This is a genomic window from Sphingobacterium sp. UBA5996, from assembly GCF_002429765.1.
GTDB lineage: Bacteria > Bacteroidota > Bacteroidia > Sphingobacteriales > Sphingobacteriaceae > Sphingobacterium.
This window is the reverse complement of record NZ_DJAS01000010.1, coordinates 110,709-132,954: the sequence shown is the minus strand read 5'-3', so window position 1 is coordinate 132,954 and position 22,246 is coordinate 110,709. Positions and strand designations below refer to the sequence as shown.

Genomic DNA, 22,246 nt, shown 5'->3' with positions numbered 1-22,246 from the left:
AAAGTAAATCTTGCTTCCGTTGATCTTCTACCTCATCCAGTTATTTCCCGTCATGAGCGTGAGCCAGCATTGCGTACTGTGCCGCATAGGCAAACATGAACATTCCCTCTAGGTTATTTTTACCTTTGTCTGCATGCCATCCCCCGAGAAGATCTTGCGGTAATAAGCCTGAACGTAAAAAGCGCGTATATCCATAGTCTAAATTCTGTTGAAACGATTCCTTATAACTTCCAGCTTTTTTGAAAATTGGAGAAATCTGAAGAAACCCTCGAAGCAATACACCATTAAACCAGTTGTTAAATCCATCCGAAGCATAAGTATAGTGCGCAGGAACCTGCGAACCTAGTTTAGCAAAATATTGGAAACTGGCATCGGCCAACTGCTCGCCGTCTTCCAAATAGATTTTTGATTGGGTCGCCCGATACAGATCAGCAGCTCCAGAAATCATTGTGCCGCTGTTATAGGAAAAAGAGGTGCCAACGGCTTTCCTCAGTTGGGTGTTTTTTCGGTACTTTATGCCATCCACTATTTCGTAGGCAATACTGCAATCTGGATAACAATCGCCCAGCATATCATCATATACACCTTTATCGTTCAATAGATGATCCTTTTGCCAAGCGTAAATCCTTTTAGCAAAATCCAAATAAAACTCGCTCTTCCGAATCGTTTTGGAACGACGGGATTGTTGGTCTTTTATATCAATATACCGGTATGTTATGAGGTCCTTCTTGGATTTATAGATTTCGTGTAACCAAACCAGCGGGCTAACCATTGGTGCATTGCTACAGGCGTGTTTCGTTACATAGCCCGGTCCCCACGGTATCCCACCATTTTCATGCCCTCGATTATCGGGTGTACAGTCCCATCCATCGAGGACATAAGCAGTCAGATACTCGGCTTCTTTTAGATATGTATCTTTACCAGTCAGACGGTAACCCTCTATCAACTCCCGTATCATCCACATCTGATCGTCATAAACATTGAGAACGCCGGTTACATTGGCTTTACCTTTTTCCCCAACACGATCTACAGCGTAAACTGTCCAGTCCTGTGTCTGCGTAAAGGAAATAAGGTTGAAGGAACCTAAATAATAGGCTGCATTACCATGGAGCTGGGCCAACAGGTTAACATAGCGCTTATAGTATTGATCAAATAAACGATGGTTCCCATTTTCTTTCTGCGACTTGAGACCACCTAAGATGGCATTGACAGCCTCTATCGAGGCGGAATACATCCATACACTTGCTTTTTCTTGGGAGCGCACCTTTGTATCCGGGTTATAAAAACGATACATAGCTTGTCCATCAGCCGAGAAATAAACTTCCATTGATCGTTCAAAAAGTTCCATCGCACGGAGTAAGTTTTGCTCTTGAATATTGTGACTGTTTTTGATATCGGCAACGGAAAAAGATGTTTGTGCCTCGGCATATCCATACGGAACAATCATCATGGATACAGAAGCAACAATAACAAATTGCAGCTTTTTAAAGACTTTCATAAGTAAGATTTTCGATTTATAATTAGTTCGAGTTTCTACCGGAAATACCTGTAGGAATTCGAACGCAAGGTAGTATTGACTGATTATTTTTTGGGTTAAATTTGGGTTAAAACGCAAAAATAAAACGATAACCCTTCCCGCTATTTGTTTTTATATTATCATTAATGATACAAATGCCACTTGGTGATTGTAACATAGGTTTTATTTTATTGGCCGCTTTTTTTTGCATACTTTTAACGCTGTTAGATATTGATAAGGGATATCCTAACCGTTACGATTTCATTAAAAGCCGACAAGGGGCAACAGGTAATATGAAGCAGCTCATTGTCGACGACGAATTGGTTTAAGTTTTTGATTGTGCTATGCCACGCTGTACACTATATATTGTTTTTTTGCTTTTAATTCCGATACTTTCCCTATCTCAGGGGCTCAAGTTTAGCGCCGGCCATGAACCTATAGATAAACGAACCTCCTATGAATTATTTAATAAAAAGGATATTTCATTTGAGAAGCAGTTTACCTTAGCATTTGAATTATCCATTTATTCATCAAACTCATTAGGTAATATCTTCCGTGTCAAGAATAAAGACAACAATACGATTTATAATCTGTTTTATGATGAAGAGGGAGAAAATTGTATCTTCCGACTGAATGAAGAAGGTAAGACTAGTCTGATCATCGCGAAAATAAATCAACAGCGCCTGTTTAAGGAGGAATGGATAAACATTCAGTTGACCTTTAATCTTGAAGAGCAAGCATTTAAGCTCAAGATCCAGGATCAGACGTTTGAATCACCAAGGGTCAAGCTACCACAAGTATACACTCCCCGGATTATTTTTGGAAAAAGTGATTATCTAATTGATGTACCTATGATGTCCATCAAAAATGTACGTATTGGAAATGCAACGCATCAGTACTTCTTTCCACTAAAGGAGAATGCGGGAGGTATTGTCCACGATGAAGACGGCAATGCTTACGGGAGCGTTTCCAATCCAACATGGCTGATTCTAGATTCTTACAAATGGAAAAATATTTTTTCGAACAGTTCACCGTCACAAGCTGGCTCATGTTACAATCAGCGAACAAAAGAGATTTACTATTTTAATCAGGATTCCATAACCATATACAATATAAAAACCAATCAGACAAATAAGTTGGCATTTCAAAACCCATGTCCTGTTAAACTGGTTTTAGGAAATAATTTCATCGACTCCGTGACAAATAAACTCTATGTTTATGAACTTTTTTATACGCAATCTTATTTCGGTCCTACAGTCGCGAGTCTCGATCTTGAAAGTTTCAAATGGAGAGTTGAAAGCTCCGACCTAATCAAGAAGGAGCTAAATCATCATGGCTCTTTTTATGACGAAAGAAATCGGCGGTTCTATATTTTCGGGGGCTATGGCAAAATGACATACAGTGATGAATTTAGACGTTACGATGTCGACTCCAACAAATGGCAAACCGTACAGGGATGGTCAGGTGATAAGATCTTCCCACGTTATTTTCTTACTGCTGGAAAAGGTACCAAAGATCATACCGCCTATATATTCGGAGGTATGGGCAATGAATCCGGAGAACATATTGTTGGGCGAAAATATCTGTATGACTTTTATCAGATTAATTTGAACAGTAAGAAAATCATTAAAAAATGGGACATCATGTGGAAAGATAAGCATATCGTACCAGCCCGAGGTTTGGTCTTCCCTGATGAAGCGCACTTTTATGCTTTATGCTATCCAGAGTATCTAACAAAATCACATATTCAACTTTATCGCTTTTCGATTCAAGATGGAAGTTTTGCCATAGTAGGCGACTCCATCCCGATCTACTCAGATAAAATAAGTACACATGCCCAACTTTATATGGATAAGCAGTTAGGCCGACTCCTAGTATTGGTTCAGGAATCAAAGGATGATATCCAATCGACATTAAAGGTTTATTCATTAAACATGACTCCTATAACCTTGACAGAGCTAAACAGCTTTCCCAGATATGGTTCACATCGCAAGGTATTCCTATTCTTGATGGTATTGGGAATATTTGGATTGAGTACTTACTTTATTTGGAGGAAAAGAAGAGGAAAAAGACAATTAACTAATCTACTAGAAGAGACGGCCCTTATCACTAATCCAATAGCTGTAACCGCTCAACTGCCACAAAAAGACGATTCTGTCCGTCCGAATGCAATTTTTCTATTCGGTGAGTTCCGTGCGTTTGACCGAAACAAACGGGATGTCTCCTATTTATTTAGCACAAAACTTAAGCAGGCATTTTGCCTCATCCTATCTCACCGATCGGGTATCAGTTCACCATATTTCAGCCAGATGATGTGGCCTGACAAATCAGAAGATAAGGTCAAGAACTCAAGAGGAGTTACGATCAACCATTTAAGAAAAGTGCTGAGCGAATTTACAGGAATAGAACTTGTATATATGAAGGGCCGATTTATTATTGAAACAACAGAAGAATTCTATTGTGATTATGTAGCATGTATCCAGTTAATGGCTGATCCTTCTTACATCAATGAAAGCAGATTAACTCAAATCATTCAGCGGGGTAAGTTTTTGCAGGGATTGGATCACCCCGTATTTGATACCCTAAAAACTGAAGTTGAACAAAATTTGCTCCCCATTTTACTGGCGAAACTTCAGCAAGCGGAACTCGGACATCATTATAAAAAAAGCATTGCGTTAGCACATGCTATATTGTTATTGGATCCTTTGAATGAACAGGCTATATTCTCTCAAGTAAGAGCGATGTATGTCTTACATCAGCAGGAGGATGCCCGTATAAAATTTCACCAATTCTGTCTCAATTATAAACAGCTGATGAACGAAGATTTTCCACACCAACTGGACAAAATTATATAGTACCCCCAACTTAAGTCGCCACTCCCTCACGGTGACGATTCACAAATTGCTTTTTCAGCATATACAATTTGTAATGATCGTACAGTCCGATAATTAAAAGAACGAAACAGACTATGTAGAAAGTTTTATTCGATAAGTAGGTAAAAGAAATACCGCTTAAAAGCCCTCCAAGTACATAAGCTCCAACAATGCTCAAAAGCAAATGAAATTTGTCCACCAATGCCTTATTATTTCGGTTTGATTCTTTAGTGAACATCGAAATTAATATTGCAAGATCTGTCGTCAACCCTGTTAGATGTGTCGTTTTTACGACAAAATTTGATATGCTCGCCGTTAAACCATTTTGTAGTCCCATCGCAAACAATAGTGCACCAACAAGTATCTCTGTTTCTTTTAAGGAATCCTCATAAAATACATCCAGATATATCCCTACAAATAATATACTCAGTATTTCCAACGCCAAGGGAATAGAATGAGTCAGGTAGGAACTAAAACGTCCTTTACCATGGATAATGATAAGATTCGAAAGCATGCTTCCCGTCAAAAAAAGTAATATCCAAAACAGTACCACTGCCCCTTGATACCAATTTCCTTTCGCTATCTCCTGCGCAAAAACGGCGTAATAACCGGTTACATTGGATGTAAACGAGAAAAAGACGATAACGGAAGCGACATTGACCATTCCCGCCGAAAAAGCGGTAATCCCTCCCAACTTAATATTATCTTCGATGGTCCTATGATTGCTATATTTTCTCAGCATATTTTTCCTTTCCTCCTTTTTTCAACACGATACGCGCTATCCCTTTTGTCTGCATATCCAAATTAAGGTGCAGCACCAATTGGTTTTTGTTCAGTTTCTGAATAACAAAACTTTCGATAAGCTCATCATTCTTTCGAAGCTCAAGGATGTGCCCCCTCCCCTTCAAAAACCAGTTGTATTGTTTATCCTCATGATGCGCAATAAAATTTTTATCGCCCATCCTCTCAAAGTGCCATAACCCATCCTGCAAAGGCGGAAGATGAGCTATTGCGGCATCCTTTATTCCTTCATGAATAACCGTCTGCTTTTTAAACATAGGCGACTTCTCCACTTTCTCAAAGTACCAACCTTGCTCTTCCCACTCTCCCTCTAAAAGCCGCTCAGGATTTTCATAAAAAACAACCATTGAACTTGCTCCCAAAAGCAAAAAAGTCAACAATACAAAGTTGAATTTTGCCAGTATTTTTCTCTTAATAATTAACATCCCATTTTTTGTTAAAAAATAAATCCGCTAACACATTTCTCCCTGTTTTATTTGTTCCAGGTTTTTCTACAATCCTGACATTCTTCTGTTTGCTTCTATTCAAATGAAGCAAAGCCTGTCCGACGTCAAAAAAGTGCCGTGTTCTTTTTTCAAATTCATAATCTGTTGGAACTTTGACTTCATCAATCCGAGCTCCGCGCAAATAATGCTGTAAATAATTGAGATTGTCCGAGCTGAGGATATCGGTATAGATTGTTAGCTTACGATTTTCATACCGATGACAGATCATTTGGCAGGCTTTCAAGAAATCTTCGGATTGAAGATTGCTGAGTTGGTCTTCCAATGTAATTCCTAATAGTTCACTGATCGAAGCACTACTCTTATTGCCATAGACTAGAATGATGTCAAGCTCTTCCGCTGTAGATTGTTCGATGCTGTGAATAACAAAAAAAAGCGAATCAATTGTAAAATCACTTGGGATCAATACCCGCGTTGCCTTTGCCATATCCAATTATTTTTATACAAAATTAATAGGCCACCATGGCAATCGAATGAATCTGGAATTAACTTTCTATTAGAATATTCGAACGGATATTAAAATGAGATTAAAAAGAATACCAAGATTAAAATCAGATTAAAATTTGGTTCCGGCCTTGTAGTATAACTCTGCTAGTGCCTTCCGAAAATCCGTAAAAAGCTTCTCTTGCTTTATGCGCATTTCGATCAGTTTGCTTTCTCTGCTATTAACCACAAACAAGGTTGATTCACCTAGTTCAAACTTGTTTAACTCCCCCTTAAGTAAACGTTCCTGGTTACTCACATTTAAAGCATGAAGTTCGAATTGCGTACTATAAGCTGTTAATTCGTTGTATTTTCTAATAACATCATTGTAAATGTTGCGCTCGGTAACCACCTGTTCGTAGTGTAATTGATCTAACTTAATTCTCACTTCTTTTAATTTCCCCCTTTCACTTCGAATAAATAGGGGAAATGCAAATTCAAACCCCAGTTTATAATTCTGCCAGTTGAAATCATACTGTGGTGGTATAAAATCATTGAAACTGCGGCGGTTCGATATCAATGTGCCTGAAACCGTAAGTTTTGGTTTCAGCATTTCCTTACGGTAGCGTTCTTCAAATTCGAGCTGTTGATTTTTACTCGCCAATTTGATCAATTCAGGATGGGCAATTTTAGCTGAATCAAGGAGTGCATGGATCACTTTATTGTCCGGTAAGAGAATTTCGCCAGCTGCCTTATGAGGAACTGCATAGTCTGGAAGTTCCACTGGAAATTGCTGATCATTCCAAAGGTGATTGGACAACATAATGCGGGCATTTTTTAACTCGGCTTCATACTTCGAAAGCTCTATCCACCTTTCTTTGACTACGACATAGGCCTCAACCGAGTCAATCACAGGTTTATCACCCAAGGCCGTTTGTTCGCTGATAGCCTTAAAGCGTTGATCTGCTAATTTTACACCTTCAAGTAAAAACTGATACTGCTGATAGGCAAAATACCAATTCCAGTAGTCTGAAACTGCCTGGAACCAAATGCTATTGATTTGCTTTATCTTTTCGCCTTCTAAATAGCGTATCATTGCTTTTGCCTGCTGTAACGTATTTCTTCTGCTATCAATAATCAATCCTTGTCCCAGTGGTATACTTAAGCCCACGGCAGACAGGCCAGCGTTGTTCGTCCTGGATTGAGGGTTGGTATAGTCACCGACATTTCTGTCGTAAGCAATTTTAAGGTCGGCTCCAGCCAACCAAAGTGGAATTTTCAGCTCACTATTCCACTCGTTGTAGTATTCCTTATTGCCGAAGTGTTTATTTTTAAAACTTGCATTGATAGTCGGATCAAACTTACCTAATGCCTGCATCACCTGCACTTTAGCAGTCTCACTCAATAGATTGACTTGTTTTACAATCGGATGGTTTGCCATCAAAAGTTCTTCCATATCATCCAAAGTGAACGTTTTTCTTGCCGTATTCTCCTTTTCCTGCGCGGGAAGCAAATGGCATAGAAAAACATACAATACAATAAAAATGAGATTCAATTTGCACATAGTATAATCATTTTTTTCCGCTATCCTTAGGTTCACGCTCCAAACTCGGCGGAAATCCATTTAACTGTCGCCATATCTCGTACCATAAAGGGACTTTATTTAAAATAACTCTTCCGAATGCTCCGGACCCTTGATTTAACTGGGCCGGCCAAGGTTCATCCCCTTCAGGCACCGGTGCTGTTGCGCGCACCAAGATCCTAAATTGACCATTCGTACTGCTGACTTTATCGATAACCGACACTTTTCCTGCAAAAGTACCAACTGCCACCGAAGGCCATCCGGAAAACTGAATCGATGGCCACCCATCAAATTGTAGCCGTACATCGCTTTCCGGTGCTATCAATGGCACATCCATCGCATTTACATACAGTTCAACAGCAAGCAAGGGGGTTTTAGGCTGCAATGTCGCCACAGACTCTCCCTCCTTCATATTTTCACCTATTCCAGCTTTGAAAGTCTTGACAATAAATCCGTCCTGTGGAGCTCTAACAATATACAGTCCTCTTCTCACATCGATATTGGAAATCTCATTTCTAAGTTTCGCAATATCACCTTGCACAGAAGCTTTGGAGGAAAAAGCAGAACTTAAATCAGATTGTGCTTTCGCTAATGACTCGTTATATTTTGCACGAATGTTATTTAATTCTATTCGGGCATTGGTTAAAGATTGCCTTGAATTTGAAAGCTTATTTTCGGCACTAACAACTTTAGCCCGGTCATTTTGTAGATTCAGACGTCTTGTTTCAATATCTGTCAAAGAAAACAGCCCATCTCGATACCCCTCTTCGTAGCGCTTAAGCCGCTTTTCACTGGTCTCGAAAAAGCTCATAACCGCAACGAGTTCAGCACTATCAATTTTCACGAGATTTTGAGACTGTATCACCTTATTTTTAGCAGACTCGAGCTGAAATTCCAAACCGTTGCGTAAAGCCAGAATCTGCGCTTCGGTGGCTTTCATCTTTTGATCTGCGGCATCCTCACCGCTTTGTTTAGCATGCAATTGTTCTTTCAAGCGCAAGGGTAGCATTGGATCGAAATAAGATTGTGCAGTCTCCGAAAGCACTAAAATTGTGTCACCTTTCTTTACTTCCTGCCCCTCAGTAACCGCCCAATGCTCGATACGACCGCCAATTTGATTTTGTATCGTCTGTGGTCTATCTTCGGGCCGCAGCGCGGTTACCGTTCCTATTCCAGCAATTGTCTGCCTCCACGGCAGAAATAATGCAAGCGCAAAGATAACCGCTGAACATACCAAAAGGCGTCCAAGAACGAGGGATCCCCGTTCTTTTAATAGTTTAGATACTGCATCCTGGGAGAGATCTCTCCACGAAACTGTTTTTTGACTCTTCTCGTCCTTGTTAATCCACATAATTAGCAGCGTCCTCCTCCAACGCAAGATCTGTTATCGCCGCTAACTTGACTACCCCTGTCAGCATATCAAAAATTGTATTTAGATTGGTCATCAGTTTCTCTATCGCATAACCGATTTGAACGATGACGACTTCGGCAGCCACAAATTGCCCAAAAGTCATTTGTCGCTCAACAACATAATAAGATCCCAGTAAAAGCATCGCACCAAATAGCAGCGTACGAAGCATGACAGAGCCTATAAAAAACCTTTTTAAGACCTTAAAATGATCATTTCGAGCTCCTAAATATTTACCAACAATATGATCTGTAGTGTCTGTAACTGCCTTCATTTTTGCTTTGTCCCCGCGATAAAGCGCTATATTTTCCGCAACAGATTCTAAATAGGCTACCGTCTTATATTTGTATTCGGACTCTTCAATACTCGTCCTTAATCCCCTTTTATAGTAAAGCGCCAATATAATGATAACAACACAGATCACGACCAGCCCAAAAGCCAAAAACACAGGATGGTAAAAGGACAATAACACCACGCTAAAGAAGATGGTTACAACTGCAGCAATGATATCGATCAAAAGTTTAATAATCCCTTTTTGAATAATGATCACGTCAAAAAATCGGTTCACCAATTCCATAAGATTTTCCCCTAGTAATTCTTTCGGATCGATTCGCGGAAGCCGATACGAAAATTCCATTGCTGATTTTAGAAAGATCTTCTGTTCTAAATATTCAACCAGCGTGAGTTGTCCGATCAGTAACGTGCCGGCCATGACCACGCCAAACAGCACAAAAGCAATTAAAATGTAAGTAGAACTATACATCGCTCCGTTGCTTAAAAAATTAAATATCGCTGTAATCCCTATTGGAATTGTCAGACTAAACATACCAATGACGATAGCATAAATAAATATATAATTGATTGTTTTACGTTCTGGATGTAGGAGGCTAACCAGACGCTGCAAAGGGGATGGTCCGCCGTGTAATTTCGCCATAAAAATAAAAAATAGATAATTTGAAAATTATGATTTAATCCAAAGACAGTTGGACAATTTCTACTGATTATCCATTCGTCAGTGCCATTTTATGATGAGAGGGATCTCCCTTATCGCTAAAAAGTACGGTCGAACGAATTTGGCCCTCGATATTTCGAAGCGCTTCAGCAACATTAAAAAAATGACGTGTCTTCTTTTTATAGGTATAATTGGATGGAATTCTAATTTCGTCAACAGCTTGTCCACGGAGGTAATGTCGGAGATAATTTTTATTGTCTGTATATAAAATATCGGCAAAGATATGGAGATGGCGGTCTTGATAACGCTGATACAGCACACGACAAGCATTTAAGAAAGATTCAGATTGGAGCATATCGAGCTGATCATCCAATCCAATGCCGAGCAATTCACTTGCTGAAGTACTGCTTTTATTACCGTATACCAGGATGATATCAATTTGATCGGCTACCGACTCTTCTATACTCTGCCGGACAAAATCGAGCGAATCAACCGTAAAATCACTGGGAATTAATATGCGCGTTGTTTTAGCCATGCTATTTTTTTAAGCAAAGTTAAAACGCAGTTATGGCAATGGTATGAATCTAAAATTAGCTTTTCATTAGAAAGCTAACGACAGCATTAAAATTGGATTAAAAACACCGCTGAAATTAAAACTGGATTAAAATCGCAGATAAGTCGGTAATTCCACTTCAACCGTTGTCCCTTCGCCTACAATAGAATTGACTTTCAACGAACCGCCATGTAGTTTAATGATATTTCTTGCCAAAGGTAAGCCAATTCCATAGCCATCGATACCACTCGTATTCGAAGCTCTAAAATAGGGGTCGTAAATATGATCCAATTCTCGGGATGGTATTCCTATACCCTTGTCTTTTATAAGAATAAAAACTTTGTTGTCCAATGCACCCAATGCGATGTAAGCGGTTCTATCCGATGAATATTTACAGGCATTACTGATAATATTAGACAGTGCAAGCTGCAGCAAAATTTCATTTCCATTCACCTTAAGTCGCATGCTATCATCCGGCAATAGGCTAAAATCTGTTATAATCTTAAATTTGTCATTTATAGCCTTCACTGTCAGCTCGGCATCCATTACGATCTGATCAATACGAACTGGATTGAACGCTGTCGCGTTGTTCACAAAACCTGTACGCGCCAGCAATAAGAGTGCTTTAGTTTTTTTCTCCAGATGCTCTGCAGATTCAATAATTTTGGATAATGTGCGTTGGTACTCCTCATTGCTGCGTTCTTTAGATAAGGCAAGATCTGCCTGCCCGATAATGGAAGTTAATGGCGTGTTCAGTTCATGGGATGCATTGCTAATAAAGTTTTTTTGAGTTTCAAAAGAGGTCTCTAACCGCGTCAACATCCGGTTGAATGTCTGCGCAAGACCATGAAGTTCACCTTTATACTTTTCTTCATCCAATCGCTTATAGAGATTTTCGGAACCAATCGCCTGCACCTCTTTCATCATGGTCAATATTGGCTTTAAGAATGAGCGTTTCATGAAAACCGAAACGACGAAAATAAACAGAATACCCAAAATCAGGCTTATAATTAGCAAGTTCCGGAGATAAGCCAGATGATGGGTATAAAAATAATTTTCCGCAGATGCCCCAACGATATAGTGACGCCCGTTTTGCGAGAAATATTTGGTTGAATAAAATTGCTTGCCCGACTTGAAATTTGACGTTCCCTTTTTACTAATTTTATCCCAAAGTTCATTGTGGAATCCCTGGCTTCTTAAAATAGAATCCTTGCCATCAAATTCCACTAAAAATTCATGCTGATTATTGAGATTCTCAATAAAATCAAGGCTCCATTGATCCGATTGGGAAGCAGACTTACTGTTCAGGAACTTTTCAGCAGCAATATTTCGTCGGAGATCCAGCCGCTTATAAAAATCAGTAAAAGCAAAATTCGTAACGGAATAAAAGATAAAGCCAACAAAACAACTCACGTATATGACTAGAATTGCAATGAGATAGATAAGCTTTCGGTTATAATTGTGCATTTCGAAATATTCAGTCTTCAATTTTTAGTACATATCCCATACCAATAACCGTATGGATCGCCTTCTTTCTCGTTACTTTTTCAATCTTTTTTCTGAGATAATTCACATAAACATCGACAACATTTGATCCAATATCAAAATTAATTCCCCATATTTTGTCTAAAAGCTCGGTTCGCTCAAATACCTTTTTCGGACTTTGGATGAACAATAAGAGCAAACGATATTCGGTACTTGTTAAATTAAGTTCCTGGCCGTCGCAATAGGCTGTTTTTTTATAATCATCGATACTTAAAAAACCATAACTATAGGTGTCTTTTGACGGTTGAAGCTCACGCTGCGTGGCCTGGACGATCGACTTTTGCCGGCGGATCAATGATCGAATACGCGCTTTCAGCTCAATAAGTTTAAATGGTTTTGAAAGATAATCATCGGCGCCATTATCAAGTCCTAAAACTACATTTTCGGGTGTTCCCAAGGCTGTCAGCATCATTACCGGAAGGTCCGTATATCCCCATTGCCTAATTTGTTTACAGATATCTAGTCCATTAGTTCCAGGCAAAAGGATGTCCAACAGCACAAGGGAAACATCTTGCTTCGCCAAAAGCTGCTCCAATCCGTCCGACCGACCCAAATGAATGACCCGATAACCATCTTCGCCTAAGCCTTGTATAATCAAATCAGCGACGTCCTGCTCGTCCTCAACCAAAATAATTTTTTGCTTCTCCATATTCGTCATTACGTTTACCTCTGTTTAATGAACTCCCATCCAAACCATAAAAATAACGTTTTGAGTCAAGAGACACAAATCCCATTTTTTGCCAGCGTCCACACTTAAAGAATACGCTCACCATTTAACAAAAATGTTAACAGCGATTTCGTTTAATGCTTCTAGTTAAAAACATGAGGTGGCAACTATGCCACCGCTATGACTAATTTAAACCCCATCTCGCTACAAGATTGTTATGCTGCTCAATCCATTGCTTTGCGGTACGATCCTTATCCTTGCTTTCTTCCATCTTCGATAACAAGTCTGCCATTGTTGATTCGTCAAAACTAACTTTAGAGAAAAAGACGGCCAACTCGGGCTGTTCAACGTTAAAGTTTTTCCGGGCAAAAATCTTAATTTGCTCGGCTTCGCCCAATGTCTTTTTGGGATCTTCCAAAAACTTCAATTTCATTTTAGCAAACATCCAATGCGGTTGCCATCCAGCTACCACAATCCATCGCTTTGCTTTGATCGCGTTTTGTAACTCAGTAATCATGGCGACTGTAGAAGAATTCACATGGTTATAATCGAGTCCATAATCTGTGACTACTTGGTCTATTGCACGCGTGATGCCAGCGCCCTTTTCTATCCCAATGATGCGTTTATCAAATTCTTTCTCATGTTTTTTTAACTCTTCAATCCTATCTATAGTTACATAATCTGGTACTACGAGGCCATTTCGGGCATGGTTATAACTTGTTCCAAGCGCTTTAAGATTTGGGAATTTAGCCACTTTGCTGCCATGAGTCAATGGCAGCCAGACATCCATATATAGATCGGTATCACCATTATTCATGGAGGCTAATATCATATCAGGGGTAGCCCGTTGAATAACGACACGATACCCTTTTTCCTCCATAATTACCTTCGCAACATGTGTCATTGCTACCCCTTCGGCCCAGCCGTCCACCATCCCAATATGGATAATATTTTTATTTCTGCCTGTCGTGCATGCGGTAAACATACACACGAACAGACAAAATACAATACTTTTTATTTTCATCATACTATGCTTTCTTTTTTACAAAACCCTGAGTAATGCGATCCAAAATAATAGCAAGAATCACAACAGACAATCCGCTTTCAAAACCAAGACCAATATCCAAGTTGTTAATACCCTCAAGTACTTTTTCACCCAATCCCCCTGCAGCAATCATTCCGGCAATAACAACCATAGATAGAGACAATAGTATAGTCTGATTAATTCCTGCTAATATCGTTTTTGCAGCCAAAGGCAATTCTACTTTAAATAAGATCTGACTATTAGTTGCTCCAAATGAACGCGCAGCTTCCACGATATCTTTCGGAACAGCATCAATCCCCAGGGTTGTCAAACGCACAGCTGGAGGCATAGCAAATATAATAGTCGCAAAGGCCCCTGGTACTTTACCAATACTAAAAAATAACACTGCCGGAATCAAGTAGACAAAGGCTGGCATTGTCTGCATCAGATCCAGTAAGGGGCGAATAATGCTTGCCGCTAATTTATTTTTTGCTGCCCACACGCCCAACGGAACGGAGATAACTAATGCCGTTGCCGTAGCGACTAACACTAATGCCAAGGTCTCCATAGTAGCCGTCCAAAACCCCATCAAATAAATCAATGTTAAACCTAGAACTGTGGTCAATGCAACCCCCTTTCCTGATTTCCACCAGGCTAATGCCGTAAAAAGACCGATGATGATAAAAAAGGGAATTGTGATTAATATCCACTCTAATCCAAGAATTGAGGCATTCCCAGTATTCTTTATCAGATTAAAAAATGGCTCTAAATGCGCTGTTAGCCAATTGACCGCTACGGCTATATATTGTCCTATATCAATTACTTTATTCATTTCTACTACTTATTTGCTTTCTCTTTTAATTCTATTATTTCCTCTTCATTATACTTTGTTGCTTCAATGATCAAAGACGTTTGGGTGACTATACCCAATAAACGATTATCATTATTCACAACAGCAATAGGCGACCTAATCTCAGATATGAGCGGCAACATTTCTTCCACAGTTACTTCTTTAGATACTGTTGGAACATTTGTATGAATAATCGATTCGACGGTAAGCTCCTTGCGCTTAGCCGATTGGATGACTTCACTTATATGTACAAAACCAAGAAAGGTTTCATGTGCATCTACTACAGGAAGAATTTCTATTCCTGTGCTACGCATTTTACGTAAAGCTCCCTCAGGGCCATCTTTTTTGAAACGTACTACAGTCGGTTTTTCAAACATTAAAGAGCCAGCGGAAATAATGGATTTGCGATCGACTTTTTCGACAAAGGCTTTAACATAATCACTTGCTGGATTTGTCAAGATATCTTCCGCTGTACCGATCTGTTCGATGACACCATCTCTCATAATGGCAATACGATCGCCTAATTTGATCGCCTCGTCCAAATCATGGGTAATAAAAATGATCGTTTTTTGTAAATTATCTTGTAACTCAAGCAACTGATCTTGCATTTCCGTTTTAATCAGCGGATCAAGCGCTGAAAACGCCTCATCCATAAGCAATACTTCGGGATCATTGGCAAGTGCACGAGCCAATCCAACACGTTGTTGCATTCCCCCAGATAACTGTGAGGGAAGCTGCTGTTCAAACCCGTTCAGTCCAACGGTATCAAGTGCTTGCTGCGCTTTAGATTCCCGTGTTTCACGCTCCTCCCCTCTTAATTCTAAACCAAAAGCAGCGTTGCTCAATACGGTGTGATGTGGCAACAGACCAAATTTCTGAAAGACCATGCTCATCTCCGTCCTTCTCACTTCGAGAAGATCCTTATTATTTTTTCTCGTGATATCCTCCCCATTGATAAATACCTTGCCTGAAGTTGGCTCATTTAAACGATTAAGGCAACGAAGCAACGTAGATTTTCCACTTCCTGAAAGCCCCATGATAACAAAAAATTCGCCTTCAAAAATTTCGAAATTAGCTTTATTGATGCCAATTGTACAACCCGTCTTTGCCAAGATTTCCTTTTTGGAGCATCCTTCATTTAGTAACTTCAAAGCTTCTTTCTTCTGCTTTCCAAAAACCAGCACCAAGTCTTCAACTTTTACCTTTACCTTTCTAATTTTACCCATATCTTAATTTTTTTAAACACCAATAAACCACAACGACATAAGTAATCCACTAAGGCCATACGCCTACGTTATATTTTTAAAATCAAATAACACTCCGGTAGAGTTCATTTGATTGAAATCCAACGAATAACAGTCCAATCAACTTATTAACTAACATACTTTACTCTCCGTTCGGTAAGAGCAATGATGAAAAAGAAACTAATCTTTTAAAGACGAAACGCACCACAATAGCGCATTTCAAAAAATACTCTAACAAGTATCACGAACAACCTAGGATGTACCAACTGGCACAATGCCGTAGCGGAATAAATTTATTCCTTTCTGTCTTTCGACGCTGCAAAGATACAAAAAATAAACTAAATGGCCTTTAACAAACACAATAAACTGAAAAACAATGTGTTATAAATAACGTAAAATGCTAGTAAATACTTTTACCTTTTAACCAAATGTTTGGATAAGTGGACGATGGCTCGAACAACATGGTATATAGAACAATTTTTCATTTTCAATACGTAATAAACGCATTTATTACTTATCTTTATGCTATTGAAACAAAACTCAACCCCAGCCATGTTTATCGGCGCAGTCAAATGGTTCGACAATAACAAAGGATTTGGTACGATTGCATTACCTGCCGGAGAAGAACTCTTTGTACATATACGTAGGTTTAAAATTCCTCCAGAACATATTATTCAGCCTGGAGAAGTTATTGTCGGTGATAAGAAGGCCGACCCCAAGAGGAGCGGCTATCTTGCTCATAACTGCAGGATTCTCAAAAGGCCCGAAGATTGGAAATTCGTCATCTCACTCCTCGACAAAGAACATACAGTACACCTCCCCGACAGCCACGGTCGAGAACAAAAGCACAATTTAACCTCCTTAACAGCAAGACAACTTTTAAGAATCCAGCCCAAAGAACTTATCCCCAAAATGCTCACGGCTAATTTTGATGTTGATTTTGAGAGCACAATTTTTATTCCCTATGCCGAATTGATTGACAAAAGCATTACGGGCATATTTGAGCGGGAAACCGCATGCGATCTACTTTCCAAGGTATTCGAATACTTCGGAAAACATGTCTCCCATCAGATTTTATTTCGTGTATGGAAGGAAAGCATGTTTAAGTATATTGGCTATCCGTCGGAAGGTGACTACGAAATTCCTGAACTTGTATTTAATTTGAATGCTACAGAAATCAATTATGAGGATCTTACCCGAATTAGCACCTATAGTTTTGGAAAATCCTTCTGTGCTGATTTTGTAAATGCTTTATTTGACGACGTAGAAACAATGGACAAGAACGATCTCGAACCTTTGCTACCTTATATTGAATTTTTGGAGAACGAAGCGTCTATTGAAAAAATTCATACTCTTCTGCAAGAATAGCTGCAATGGATCACGTGTTGAAAATCGATATTCAAACCATTGCAGCTATCCATGGTGGAGACTGATCAATCGTCTGCCTTACTTTTGCGCATATCCTCAGTCTTTATCTGCTATCGTAAGGAAGACTGGCTAGCAATTCATTCTGCTAAGATCACATAGACCAAGGTTGTTTGCAGGTCTTATACCTTGGGCAAATTATAGCCATTATGATACACTTTTGCCAAGTATTGGTCTGCATCTTTATCGTTAAAACTGCGCTTTTGTTTATCCCAAAATAATTTCTTTTTAGACCTATACGCTATGTTTCCCATCTGCGAGAAAATGGCTATATGCGCACCGGCTTCTATCGGAGCATTTAAACCTTCTGCTGACTTATTTCTAACGGCTTCGACAAAATTTACCATATGCTTGTCCAATCCATTATCCTGTGAACGTTGAAAAGAGACAGCATCCATTCGCCCTTTTTCTGGAATAACTTCCCAGCCCTCGCGATTTACCACCAGGGTACCGTTATTACCAATAAATGCTACTCCGTGATTCTTTTGGTAAGGCCCCAAATCTATACCTGTTGCCTGCTCCCATTGAACATTGAATCCCTCAAACTCATAGACCGTAGTTAAGCTATCTGGTGTTTCAGCAGCGTCTTCTGGATAAGCAAATTTACCCCCCGCGGCCATTACAGACACCGGATCCGACACTTTCATGCCAATCAAAGCGTAATCCAGCATATGTACTCCCCAATCGGTCATCAGACCACCTGCGTAGTCCCAATACCATCTAAAATTGAAATGAAAGCGATTGGGATTAAATGCTCGTTTTGGCGCTGGTCCTAGCCACTTATCATAATGCACTCCGGCTGGAACAGAAGCATCTGGCTGCACTGGAACACTCTTCATCCAGCCCTGATAAGCCCAAGCCTTAACAAGACGTATCTTTCCAAGTTTTCCGCTGTGGACAAAATCCATAGCATCTTTGAAATGCTGCTGACTTCGTTGCCATTGCCCGACCTGAACAACACGTTTATGCTTTTTAGCAGCTGCAACCATAATTTCACATTCGTGAATGGAGTTACCAATTGGTTTTTCGACGTATACATCTTTTCCGGCTGCAACAGCATCAACCATTTGCAGGCAATGCCAATGATCTGGCGTAGCGATAATAACAACATCGACGTCTTTTGCTTTCAGAAGATCTTTATAATCAACGTAAGCTTTCACATTTATCTGGCGCTTCTTTAATTCCTCAACTCGATTCCGCAACACATTTTCATCGACATCACATAATGCTGTACACTCCACCCCAGGTATATGCAAGATCGCATTCAAATTTGACCAGCCCATACCGTTGGTACCGATCAGCCCCACACGGACTGTATCGGCTTGAAAACCGAATACTTTAGACTGTGCAAAAAATGCTGATGCCGCCAATAGGCCCGTGCTTCGGATAAATTCTTTTCTCTCCATTGTTTAATTTGGTTTATATTGATATTGTGTTCAACACGAAGAAGATGATTAGCTTGGCATCTCCCCAGTGATAGTACTAATATAACATTTAGTCTTTAGTATGAAGAATATTAATTCAAACAAACAACCTGAGATAAAGTCGTTTGAATGTCTCAGAGGATTCTTCGGTGAATATCAGTGCATAAGACGAACTCAATAGTAATTGACACAAATACTGCAGCGGGCAGACACCGGTGTATCAACAGCTCCATGTATTATGATCTTATTGCCGAAAAATTATCAATAATCTTCATCAAAACCAATGCTTCTTCAATCGGAGATGGATTTGGCCCGGTACCCGTGAAATATTCTACTGTACGCGAAATCATCGGCAATTGAATATTTTCAGGATGGTCAAATGTAAATTCCTTCTCTTCTAACGTAGTATGAACAGCAACAGTATTTCCAAAAATGGGGAAAGTAATACGACCAAGGCTTCCAATAATTTCACACCTGTCTATCTGATTTTCTTTGGCAACATTGAAGCACCAACTTCCTTGAAACACAAGCTGGTTTTCAAACAAAATGGTCCCTGTCGTTTGATCTGCAATGGCACTTTTGTCATCCTGAATTAAACTAAAACCATCATAGGATACAGGCATCCCAAAAAGATAGAGCATTAAGTCTAGCTGATGAGGGGCTAAATCAAAAAAATAACCTCCTCCGGAAACGGCAGGATCAGTACGCCAATCGCCGGCATCCTTCGTCACCAAATCTGGAGTTCTGCTTTGCCACAAACGTAGTTGCACCGTTCTCAACTCGCCGATTGCACGTTGGTCAATAAGTTCCTTAACTTTCAAAAAAAGAGGCAATGCTCTTCGATAATGTGCTACAACCAACTTTCCGCCCCTGGCTTTTACTTCCTCCAGTAAAGATTCAGCTTCCTGCGCATTTAACGTGACAGGTTTTTCTACATAAACATGTTTTCCTTTACGTAAAGCAGACAGTGCGTACGCAAGATGAGACGACGGCGGTGTTGCAATATAAATCGCATTGATATCGATATTATCAAGTAAATCTTCGGCCTGTGAATACCACAAAGGAACGTGGTGTCTCTCGGCATAGTCAGCAGCTTTGGCCGCATCCCTTCGCATGACAGCCATAAGCTGACTATTAGCAACAAGATTTAGCGCAGGCCCGCTTTTTTTTTCCGTGACATCACCACATCCGATGATGCCCCAGACAACTTTATGATTTTCCATAAGATATTTTCAAATTATTGCTAAAATGCCCCCCCATTCTTCCCTCATCTAAGACCAATTGTGTGATACCAAGATCCAAAGCGGCAACTGCTGTTTTCTGCTATACAGATTAAATATCAAGTTCATGTTCTGCTATCGGTTTGGACTGATTGCCGCATGCTAAAATTTATACCTGCAAAATACAAAACTATTTGCAACGGTTCAGCTTATTTTCCGCTTTCATATGGTCCAACCGAATGCCTTAAATATTATTTCGATTAGCAGCAAGATCAGATGAATTTGTACAATAGGCTTTGCTGAATAATTTTTTTTGCTTTGAAAAGTATTTATATTGCATATAAAAAGCATTTTATCTAAGTTTGGGGTTATCCAAAACTAAAGGGATTAATTAGGCATCACATGATCGGCAGATTTTTCAGAAAATTCTATTTACATATTGTCATCTGGACAATATTACTGCTCTTACCCTTTATTATCTATCTTTACCAACCGGATAAGATTGCAGATTTCAAGCCCTATTCAGCATTATCGCATTTAGTAAATATCGTATTCCTGGCTACCCATTTTTATTTACATTGTTACATTGTCGCACCGACCTATTTTTTCGGCCGTAGAAAGATCTTTGTGCTATTGATAGCACTAGGATTCGCTACTTATGTAGCTCTGAATTATACCATAGTCTATTTTAACCCAGATGGAGAACTCGCTCATCTGATGAAGGAGAATATTCTTTTTGTCCGCCTGGTGATCGGTCCAGGTATTATTTATTCCCTCTGTATGATTACTTCTTCCATGATCTTTCTGTATGACGAACAGGCTAGACAAAAAGAACTCAATAAACAGATTGCACTGGAAAAAACGACGGCAGAACTAACCATGCTAAAACTTCAGATCAGCCCGCATTTCCTGTTCAATACACTCAATAATATCCGTTGGCTTATCCGCAAACAGTCTCCCGATTCCGAAGGGACTATTGTTAAGCTATCCGAAATGCTTCGGTATATTCTTTATGAAGTAGATGGCCCCAAAGTCGAGCTGTTTAAAGAAATCGATCATATGCGCAACTTCATTGATCTACAAACTCTTCGTCTTCCGATTGAAGGAAATGTAAGCCTAGCTATTGAAGATACCGTCAAAAACAGGCTCATCCCCCCTCTACTGTTCATACATTTTGTAGAAAATGCTTTCAAGTACGGTGTGGACAGTAAAACTGCACCCCAGATACAATTTCAATTTAAGGAAATTGAAGGTGGAATTGTCTTCACATCCCGCAATAGAATCTTAAAACATACAGAAACACGTCCAAATGAAGGTATAGGACTGATGAATGTACATAGAAGATTGCAATTACTATATCCCAATCGTCATGATCTTAAGATTATAAAGACCGACGACGGAGATTTTGAAGTAACACTCAAACTGATGACTGATGAAGATTAAATGTATATTGATTGATGATGAACCCTTCGCGCTCAATATTCTTGAAGACGACTTATTAAATTTTGAACATATTGAGGTCGCCGGTAAATTTAATGCCACGGCCGAAGCTAAAGAATATTTAAAAGATCACCATATTGACTTGATTTTTCTTGATATCGAAATGCCCGATCAATTGGGCACGCAATTTATTCGGGAACTCACTCCTCGCCCGCTGGTTATCTTTACCACTGCCTACCACCAATATGCAGTCGAAGGTTTCGAGCTAAATGCCCTAGATTATCTCCTTAAACCGATTTCAAAGACCCGACTTGCCGCCGCAGTCCAAAAAGCGGAAGAAAGCATGCTGCTCCGTTCGAAACAACCTGCTGTACAAGATCACATTATGGTCAATGTAGAATACAAAAAGACAAGAATATCACTCCATGAGATCAGTTACATTGAAGGTTTGAAAGACTATGTAAAGATCTATCTGGTAGACCGAGAATCGCCACTTCTTACGCGTAGTAACCTACGAGGGATGGAAAAAATATTACCTACTACAGACTTTCTCCGCGTACATAATTCCTTTATTGTCAACAAAAACCGTATTGAGAAAATCTCCCAAAATAGACTAACGTTGCCCGAAGCAGCTCTTCCTATTGGTAAAAAATACATCAAAAATATTGAACAGTTAACATCATATCTCCGGATTGCATCGCTCTAAAGATCCATTCGTCTACACATTCGCTCCTTCGGTCTACAGATGGTTGCATAGCTAAAAAATCCTTTTCAAATTTGTGTACTATTATGTAGC

19 protein-coding genes are annotated in these 22,246 nt (G+C 39.5%); 4 read left to right on the top strand and 15 right to left on the bottom strand.

Translation table 11 applies throughout. The annotated features are described in order from the left end of the window. Window positions 1-40 precede the first annotated feature (40 nt). Window positions 41-1,498: a glycoside hydrolase family 76 protein gene (locus tag B3E00_RS07145; protein ID WP_209574851.1), complete on the bottom strand. Its 1,458-nt coding sequence runs from the start codon at window positions 1,496-1,498 to the stop codon at window positions 41-43. Window positions 1,499-1,860: 362 nt separating this feature from the next. Here B3E00_RS07145 and B3E00_RS07140 point away from each other — a divergent pair, with 362 nt between their 5' ends. Then, window positions 1,861-4,371: a kelch repeat-containing protein gene (locus B3E00_RS07140; RefSeq protein WP_293937868.1), complete on the top strand. Its 2,511-nt coding sequence runs from the start codon at window positions 1,861-1,863 to the stop codon at window positions 4,369-4,371. Window positions 4,372-4,381: 10 nt separating this feature from the next. Here the strand turns inward: B3E00_RS07140 and B3E00_RS07135 are convergent, their stop codons facing one another. From B3E00_RS07135 to B3E00_RS07080, 12 genes are all read right to left on the bottom strand, one after another. After that, window positions 4,382-5,131 (bottom strand): YoaK family protein, encoded by a 750-nt coding sequence (locus B3E00_RS07135; protein ID WP_209574854.1) that lies wholly within the window; start codon window positions 5,129-5,131, stop codon window positions 4,382-4,384. Beyond that, window positions 5,115-5,615: a hypothetical protein gene (locus B3E00_RS07130; protein ID WP_209574856.1), complete on the bottom strand. Its 501-nt coding sequence runs from the start codon at window positions 5,613-5,615 to the stop codon at window positions 5,115-5,117. The genes B3E00_RS07135 and B3E00_RS07130 overlap by 17 nt, the downstream gene beginning before the upstream one ends. Beyond that, on the bottom strand, window positions 5,602-6,120 hold the full coding sequence (locus B3E00_RS07125; protein WP_209574858.1) for a hypothetical protein: 519 nt from the start codon (window positions 6,118-6,120) through the stop codon (window positions 5,602-5,604). Before B3E00_RS07125 ends, B3E00_RS07130 begins: the two co-directional genes overlap by 14 nt. Before the next feature lie 129 nt (window positions 6,121-6,249). Next, entirely contained in the window at window positions 6,250-7,680 is a 1,431-nt protein-coding gene (locus B3E00_RS07120) for a TolC family protein (RefSeq protein WP_209574860.1), read from the bottom strand. Between the two features lie 7 nt (window positions 7,681-7,687). Continuing rightward, window positions 7,688-9,049, bottom strand: a complete 1,362-nt coding sequence (locus B3E00_RS07115; protein ID WP_209574862.1) for an HlyD family secretion protein — start codon at window positions 9,047-9,049, stop codon at window positions 7,688-7,690. Beyond that, the gene (locus B3E00_RS07110; protein WP_293937865.1) at window positions 9,039-10,040 is read right to left on the bottom strand and encodes an ABC transporter transmembrane domain-containing protein; all 1,002 of its coding nucleotides are present in this window, start codon (window positions 10,038-10,040) and stop codon (window positions 9,039-9,041) included. Before B3E00_RS07110 ends, B3E00_RS07115 begins: the two co-directional genes overlap by 11 nt. A gap of 67 nt (window positions 10,041-10,107) precedes the next feature. Beyond that, window positions 10,108-10,593, bottom strand: coding sequence for a hypothetical protein (locus B3E00_RS07105; RefSeq protein ID WP_293937864.1), 486 nt, complete (start codon window positions 10,591-10,593; stop codon window positions 10,108-10,110). Window positions 10,594-10,719: 126 nt separating this feature from the next. Then, window positions 10,720-12,078 (bottom strand): HAMP domain-containing sensor histidine kinase, encoded by a 1,359-nt coding sequence (locus B3E00_RS07100; protein WP_293937862.1) that lies wholly within the window; start codon window positions 12,076-12,078, stop codon window positions 10,720-10,722. Between the two features lie 10 nt (window positions 12,079-12,088). Then, window positions 12,089-12,805, bottom strand: a complete 717-nt coding sequence (locus B3E00_RS07095; protein ID WP_293937860.1) for a response regulator transcription factor — start codon at window positions 12,803-12,805, stop codon at window positions 12,089-12,091. A 202-nt stretch (window positions 12,806-13,007) separates the two neighbouring features. Further along, window positions 13,008-13,850 carry a glycine betaine ABC transporter substrate-binding protein gene (locus B3E00_RS07090; protein WP_293937859.1) on the bottom strand — a complete coding sequence of 281 codons (843 nt, stop codon included), beginning with the start codon at window positions 13,848-13,850 and terminating at the stop codon, window positions 13,008-13,010. Window position 13,851: 1 nt separating this feature from the next. Further along, on the bottom strand, window positions 13,852-14,679 hold the full coding sequence (locus tag B3E00_RS07085) for an ABC transporter permease (protein WP_293937858.1): 828 nt from the start codon (window positions 14,677-14,679) through the stop codon (window positions 13,852-13,854). Window positions 14,680-14,684: 5 nt separating this feature from the next. Beyond that, entirely contained in the window at window positions 14,685-15,923 is a 1,239-nt protein-coding gene (locus B3E00_RS07080; protein ID WP_293937857.1) for a quaternary amine ABC transporter ATP-binding protein, read from the bottom strand. 540 nt (window positions 15,924-16,463) lie between these two features. On the opposite strand from B3E00_RS07080, the gene B3E00_RS07075 reads away from it, so the two are divergent. Next, window positions 16,464-17,309 carry a cold-shock protein gene (locus B3E00_RS07075; RefSeq protein WP_293937855.1) on the top strand — a complete coding sequence of 282 codons (846 nt, stop codon included), beginning with the start codon at window positions 16,464-16,466 and terminating at the stop codon, window positions 17,307-17,309. Between the two features lie 179 nt (window positions 17,310-17,488). Here the strand turns inward: B3E00_RS07075 and B3E00_RS07070 are convergent, their stop codons facing one another. Both B3E00_RS07070 and B3E00_RS07065 read right to left on the bottom strand, forming a co-directional pair. Next, entirely contained in the window at window positions 17,489-18,772 is a 1,284-nt protein-coding gene (locus B3E00_RS07070; protein ID WP_293937853.1) for a Gfo/Idh/MocA family protein, read from the bottom strand. Window positions 18,773-19,026: 254 nt separating this feature from the next. Beyond that, a complete protein-coding gene (locus tag B3E00_RS07065) occupies window positions 19,027-20,013 on the bottom strand; it encodes a Gfo/Idh/MocA family protein (RefSeq protein ID WP_209574882.1) in 987 nt (328 codons plus the stop codon). Window positions 20,014-20,412: 399 nt separating this feature from the next. Between B3E00_RS07065 and B3E00_RS07060 the strand changes: the two genes are divergently transcribed. After that, window positions 20,413-21,453, top strand: coding sequence for a sensor histidine kinase (locus B3E00_RS07060; protein ID WP_209574884.1), 1,041 nt, complete (start codon window positions 20,413-20,415; stop codon window positions 21,451-21,453). Then, entirely contained in the window at window positions 21,443-22,156 is a 714-nt protein-coding gene (locus B3E00_RS07055) for a LytR/AlgR family response regulator transcription factor (RefSeq protein ID WP_293937850.1), read from the top strand. The genes B3E00_RS07060 and B3E00_RS07055 overlap by 11 nt, the downstream gene beginning before the upstream one ends. Window positions 22,157-22,246: the final 90 nt, after the last annotated feature.

Bases quoted from the DNA above. Each gene is read 5' to 3' on its own strand.
- B3E00_RS07145 (WP_209574851.1), bottom strand. From the start codon at position 1,498: ATGAAAGTCTTTAAAAAGCTGCAATTTGTTATTGTTGCTTCTGTATCC.
- B3E00_RS07140 (WP_293937868.1), top strand. From the start codon at position 1,861: ATGCCACGCTGTACACTATATATTGTTTTTTTGCTTTTAATTCCGATA.
- B3E00_RS07135 (WP_209574854.1), bottom strand. From the start codon at position 5,131: ATGCTGAGAAAATATAGCAATCATAGGACCATCGAAGATAATATTAAG.
- B3E00_RS07130 (WP_209574856.1), bottom strand. From the start codon at position 5,615: ATGTTAATTATTAAGAGAAAAATACTGGCAAAATTCAACTTTGTATTG.
- B3E00_RS07125 (WP_209574858.1), bottom strand. From the start codon at position 6,120: ATGGCAAAGGCAACGCGGGTATTGATCCCAAGTGATTTTACAATTGAT.
- B3E00_RS07120 (WP_209574860.1), bottom strand. From the start codon at position 7,680: ATGTGCAAATTGAATCTCATTTTTATTGTATTGTATGTTTTTCTATGC.
- B3E00_RS07115 (WP_209574862.1), bottom strand. From the start codon at position 9,049: ATGTGGATTAACAAGGACGAGAAGAGTCAAAAAACAGTTTCGTGGAGA.
- B3E00_RS07110 (WP_293937865.1), bottom strand. From the start codon at position 10,040: ATGGCGAAATTACACGGCGGACCATCCCCTTTGCAGCGTCTGGTTAGC.
- B3E00_RS07105 (WP_293937864.1), bottom strand. From the start codon at position 10,593: ATGGCTAAAACAACGCGCATATTAATTCCCAGTGATTTTACGGTTGAT.
- B3E00_RS07100 (WP_293937862.1), bottom strand. From the start codon at position 12,078: ATGCACAATTATAACCGAAAGCTTATCTATCTCATTGCAATTCTAGTC.
- B3E00_RS07095 (WP_293937860.1), bottom strand. From the start codon at position 12,805: ATGGAGAAGCAAAAAATTATTTTGGTTGAGGACGAGCAGGACGTCGCT.
- B3E00_RS07090 (WP_293937859.1), bottom strand. From the start codon at position 13,850: ATGATGAAAATAAAAAGTATTGTATTTTGTCTGTTCGTGTGTATGTTT.
- B3E00_RS07085 (WP_293937858.1), bottom strand. From the start codon at position 14,679: ATGAATAAAGTAATTGATATAGGACAATATATAGCCGTAGCGGTCAAT.
- B3E00_RS07080 (WP_293937857.1), bottom strand. From the start codon at position 15,923: ATGGGTAAAATTAGAAAGGTAAAGGTAAAAGTTGAAGACTTGGTGCTG.
- B3E00_RS07075 (WP_293937855.1), top strand. From the start codon at position 16,464: ATGCTATTGAAACAAAACTCAACCCCAGCCATGTTTATCGGCGCAGTC.
- B3E00_RS07070 (WP_293937853.1), bottom strand. From the start codon at position 18,772: ATGGAGAGAAAAGAATTTATCCGAAGCACGGGCCTATTGGCGGCATCA.
- B3E00_RS07065 (WP_209574882.1), bottom strand. From the start codon at position 20,013: ATGGAAAATCATAAAGTTGTCTGGGGCATCATCGGATGTGGTGATGTC.
- B3E00_RS07060 (WP_209574884.1), top strand. From the start codon at position 20,413: ATGATCGGCAGATTTTTCAGAAAATTCTATTTACATATTGTCATCTGG.
- B3E00_RS07055 (WP_293937850.1), top strand. From the start codon at position 21,443: ATGAAGATTAAATGTATATTGATTGATGATGAACCCTTCGCGCTCAAT.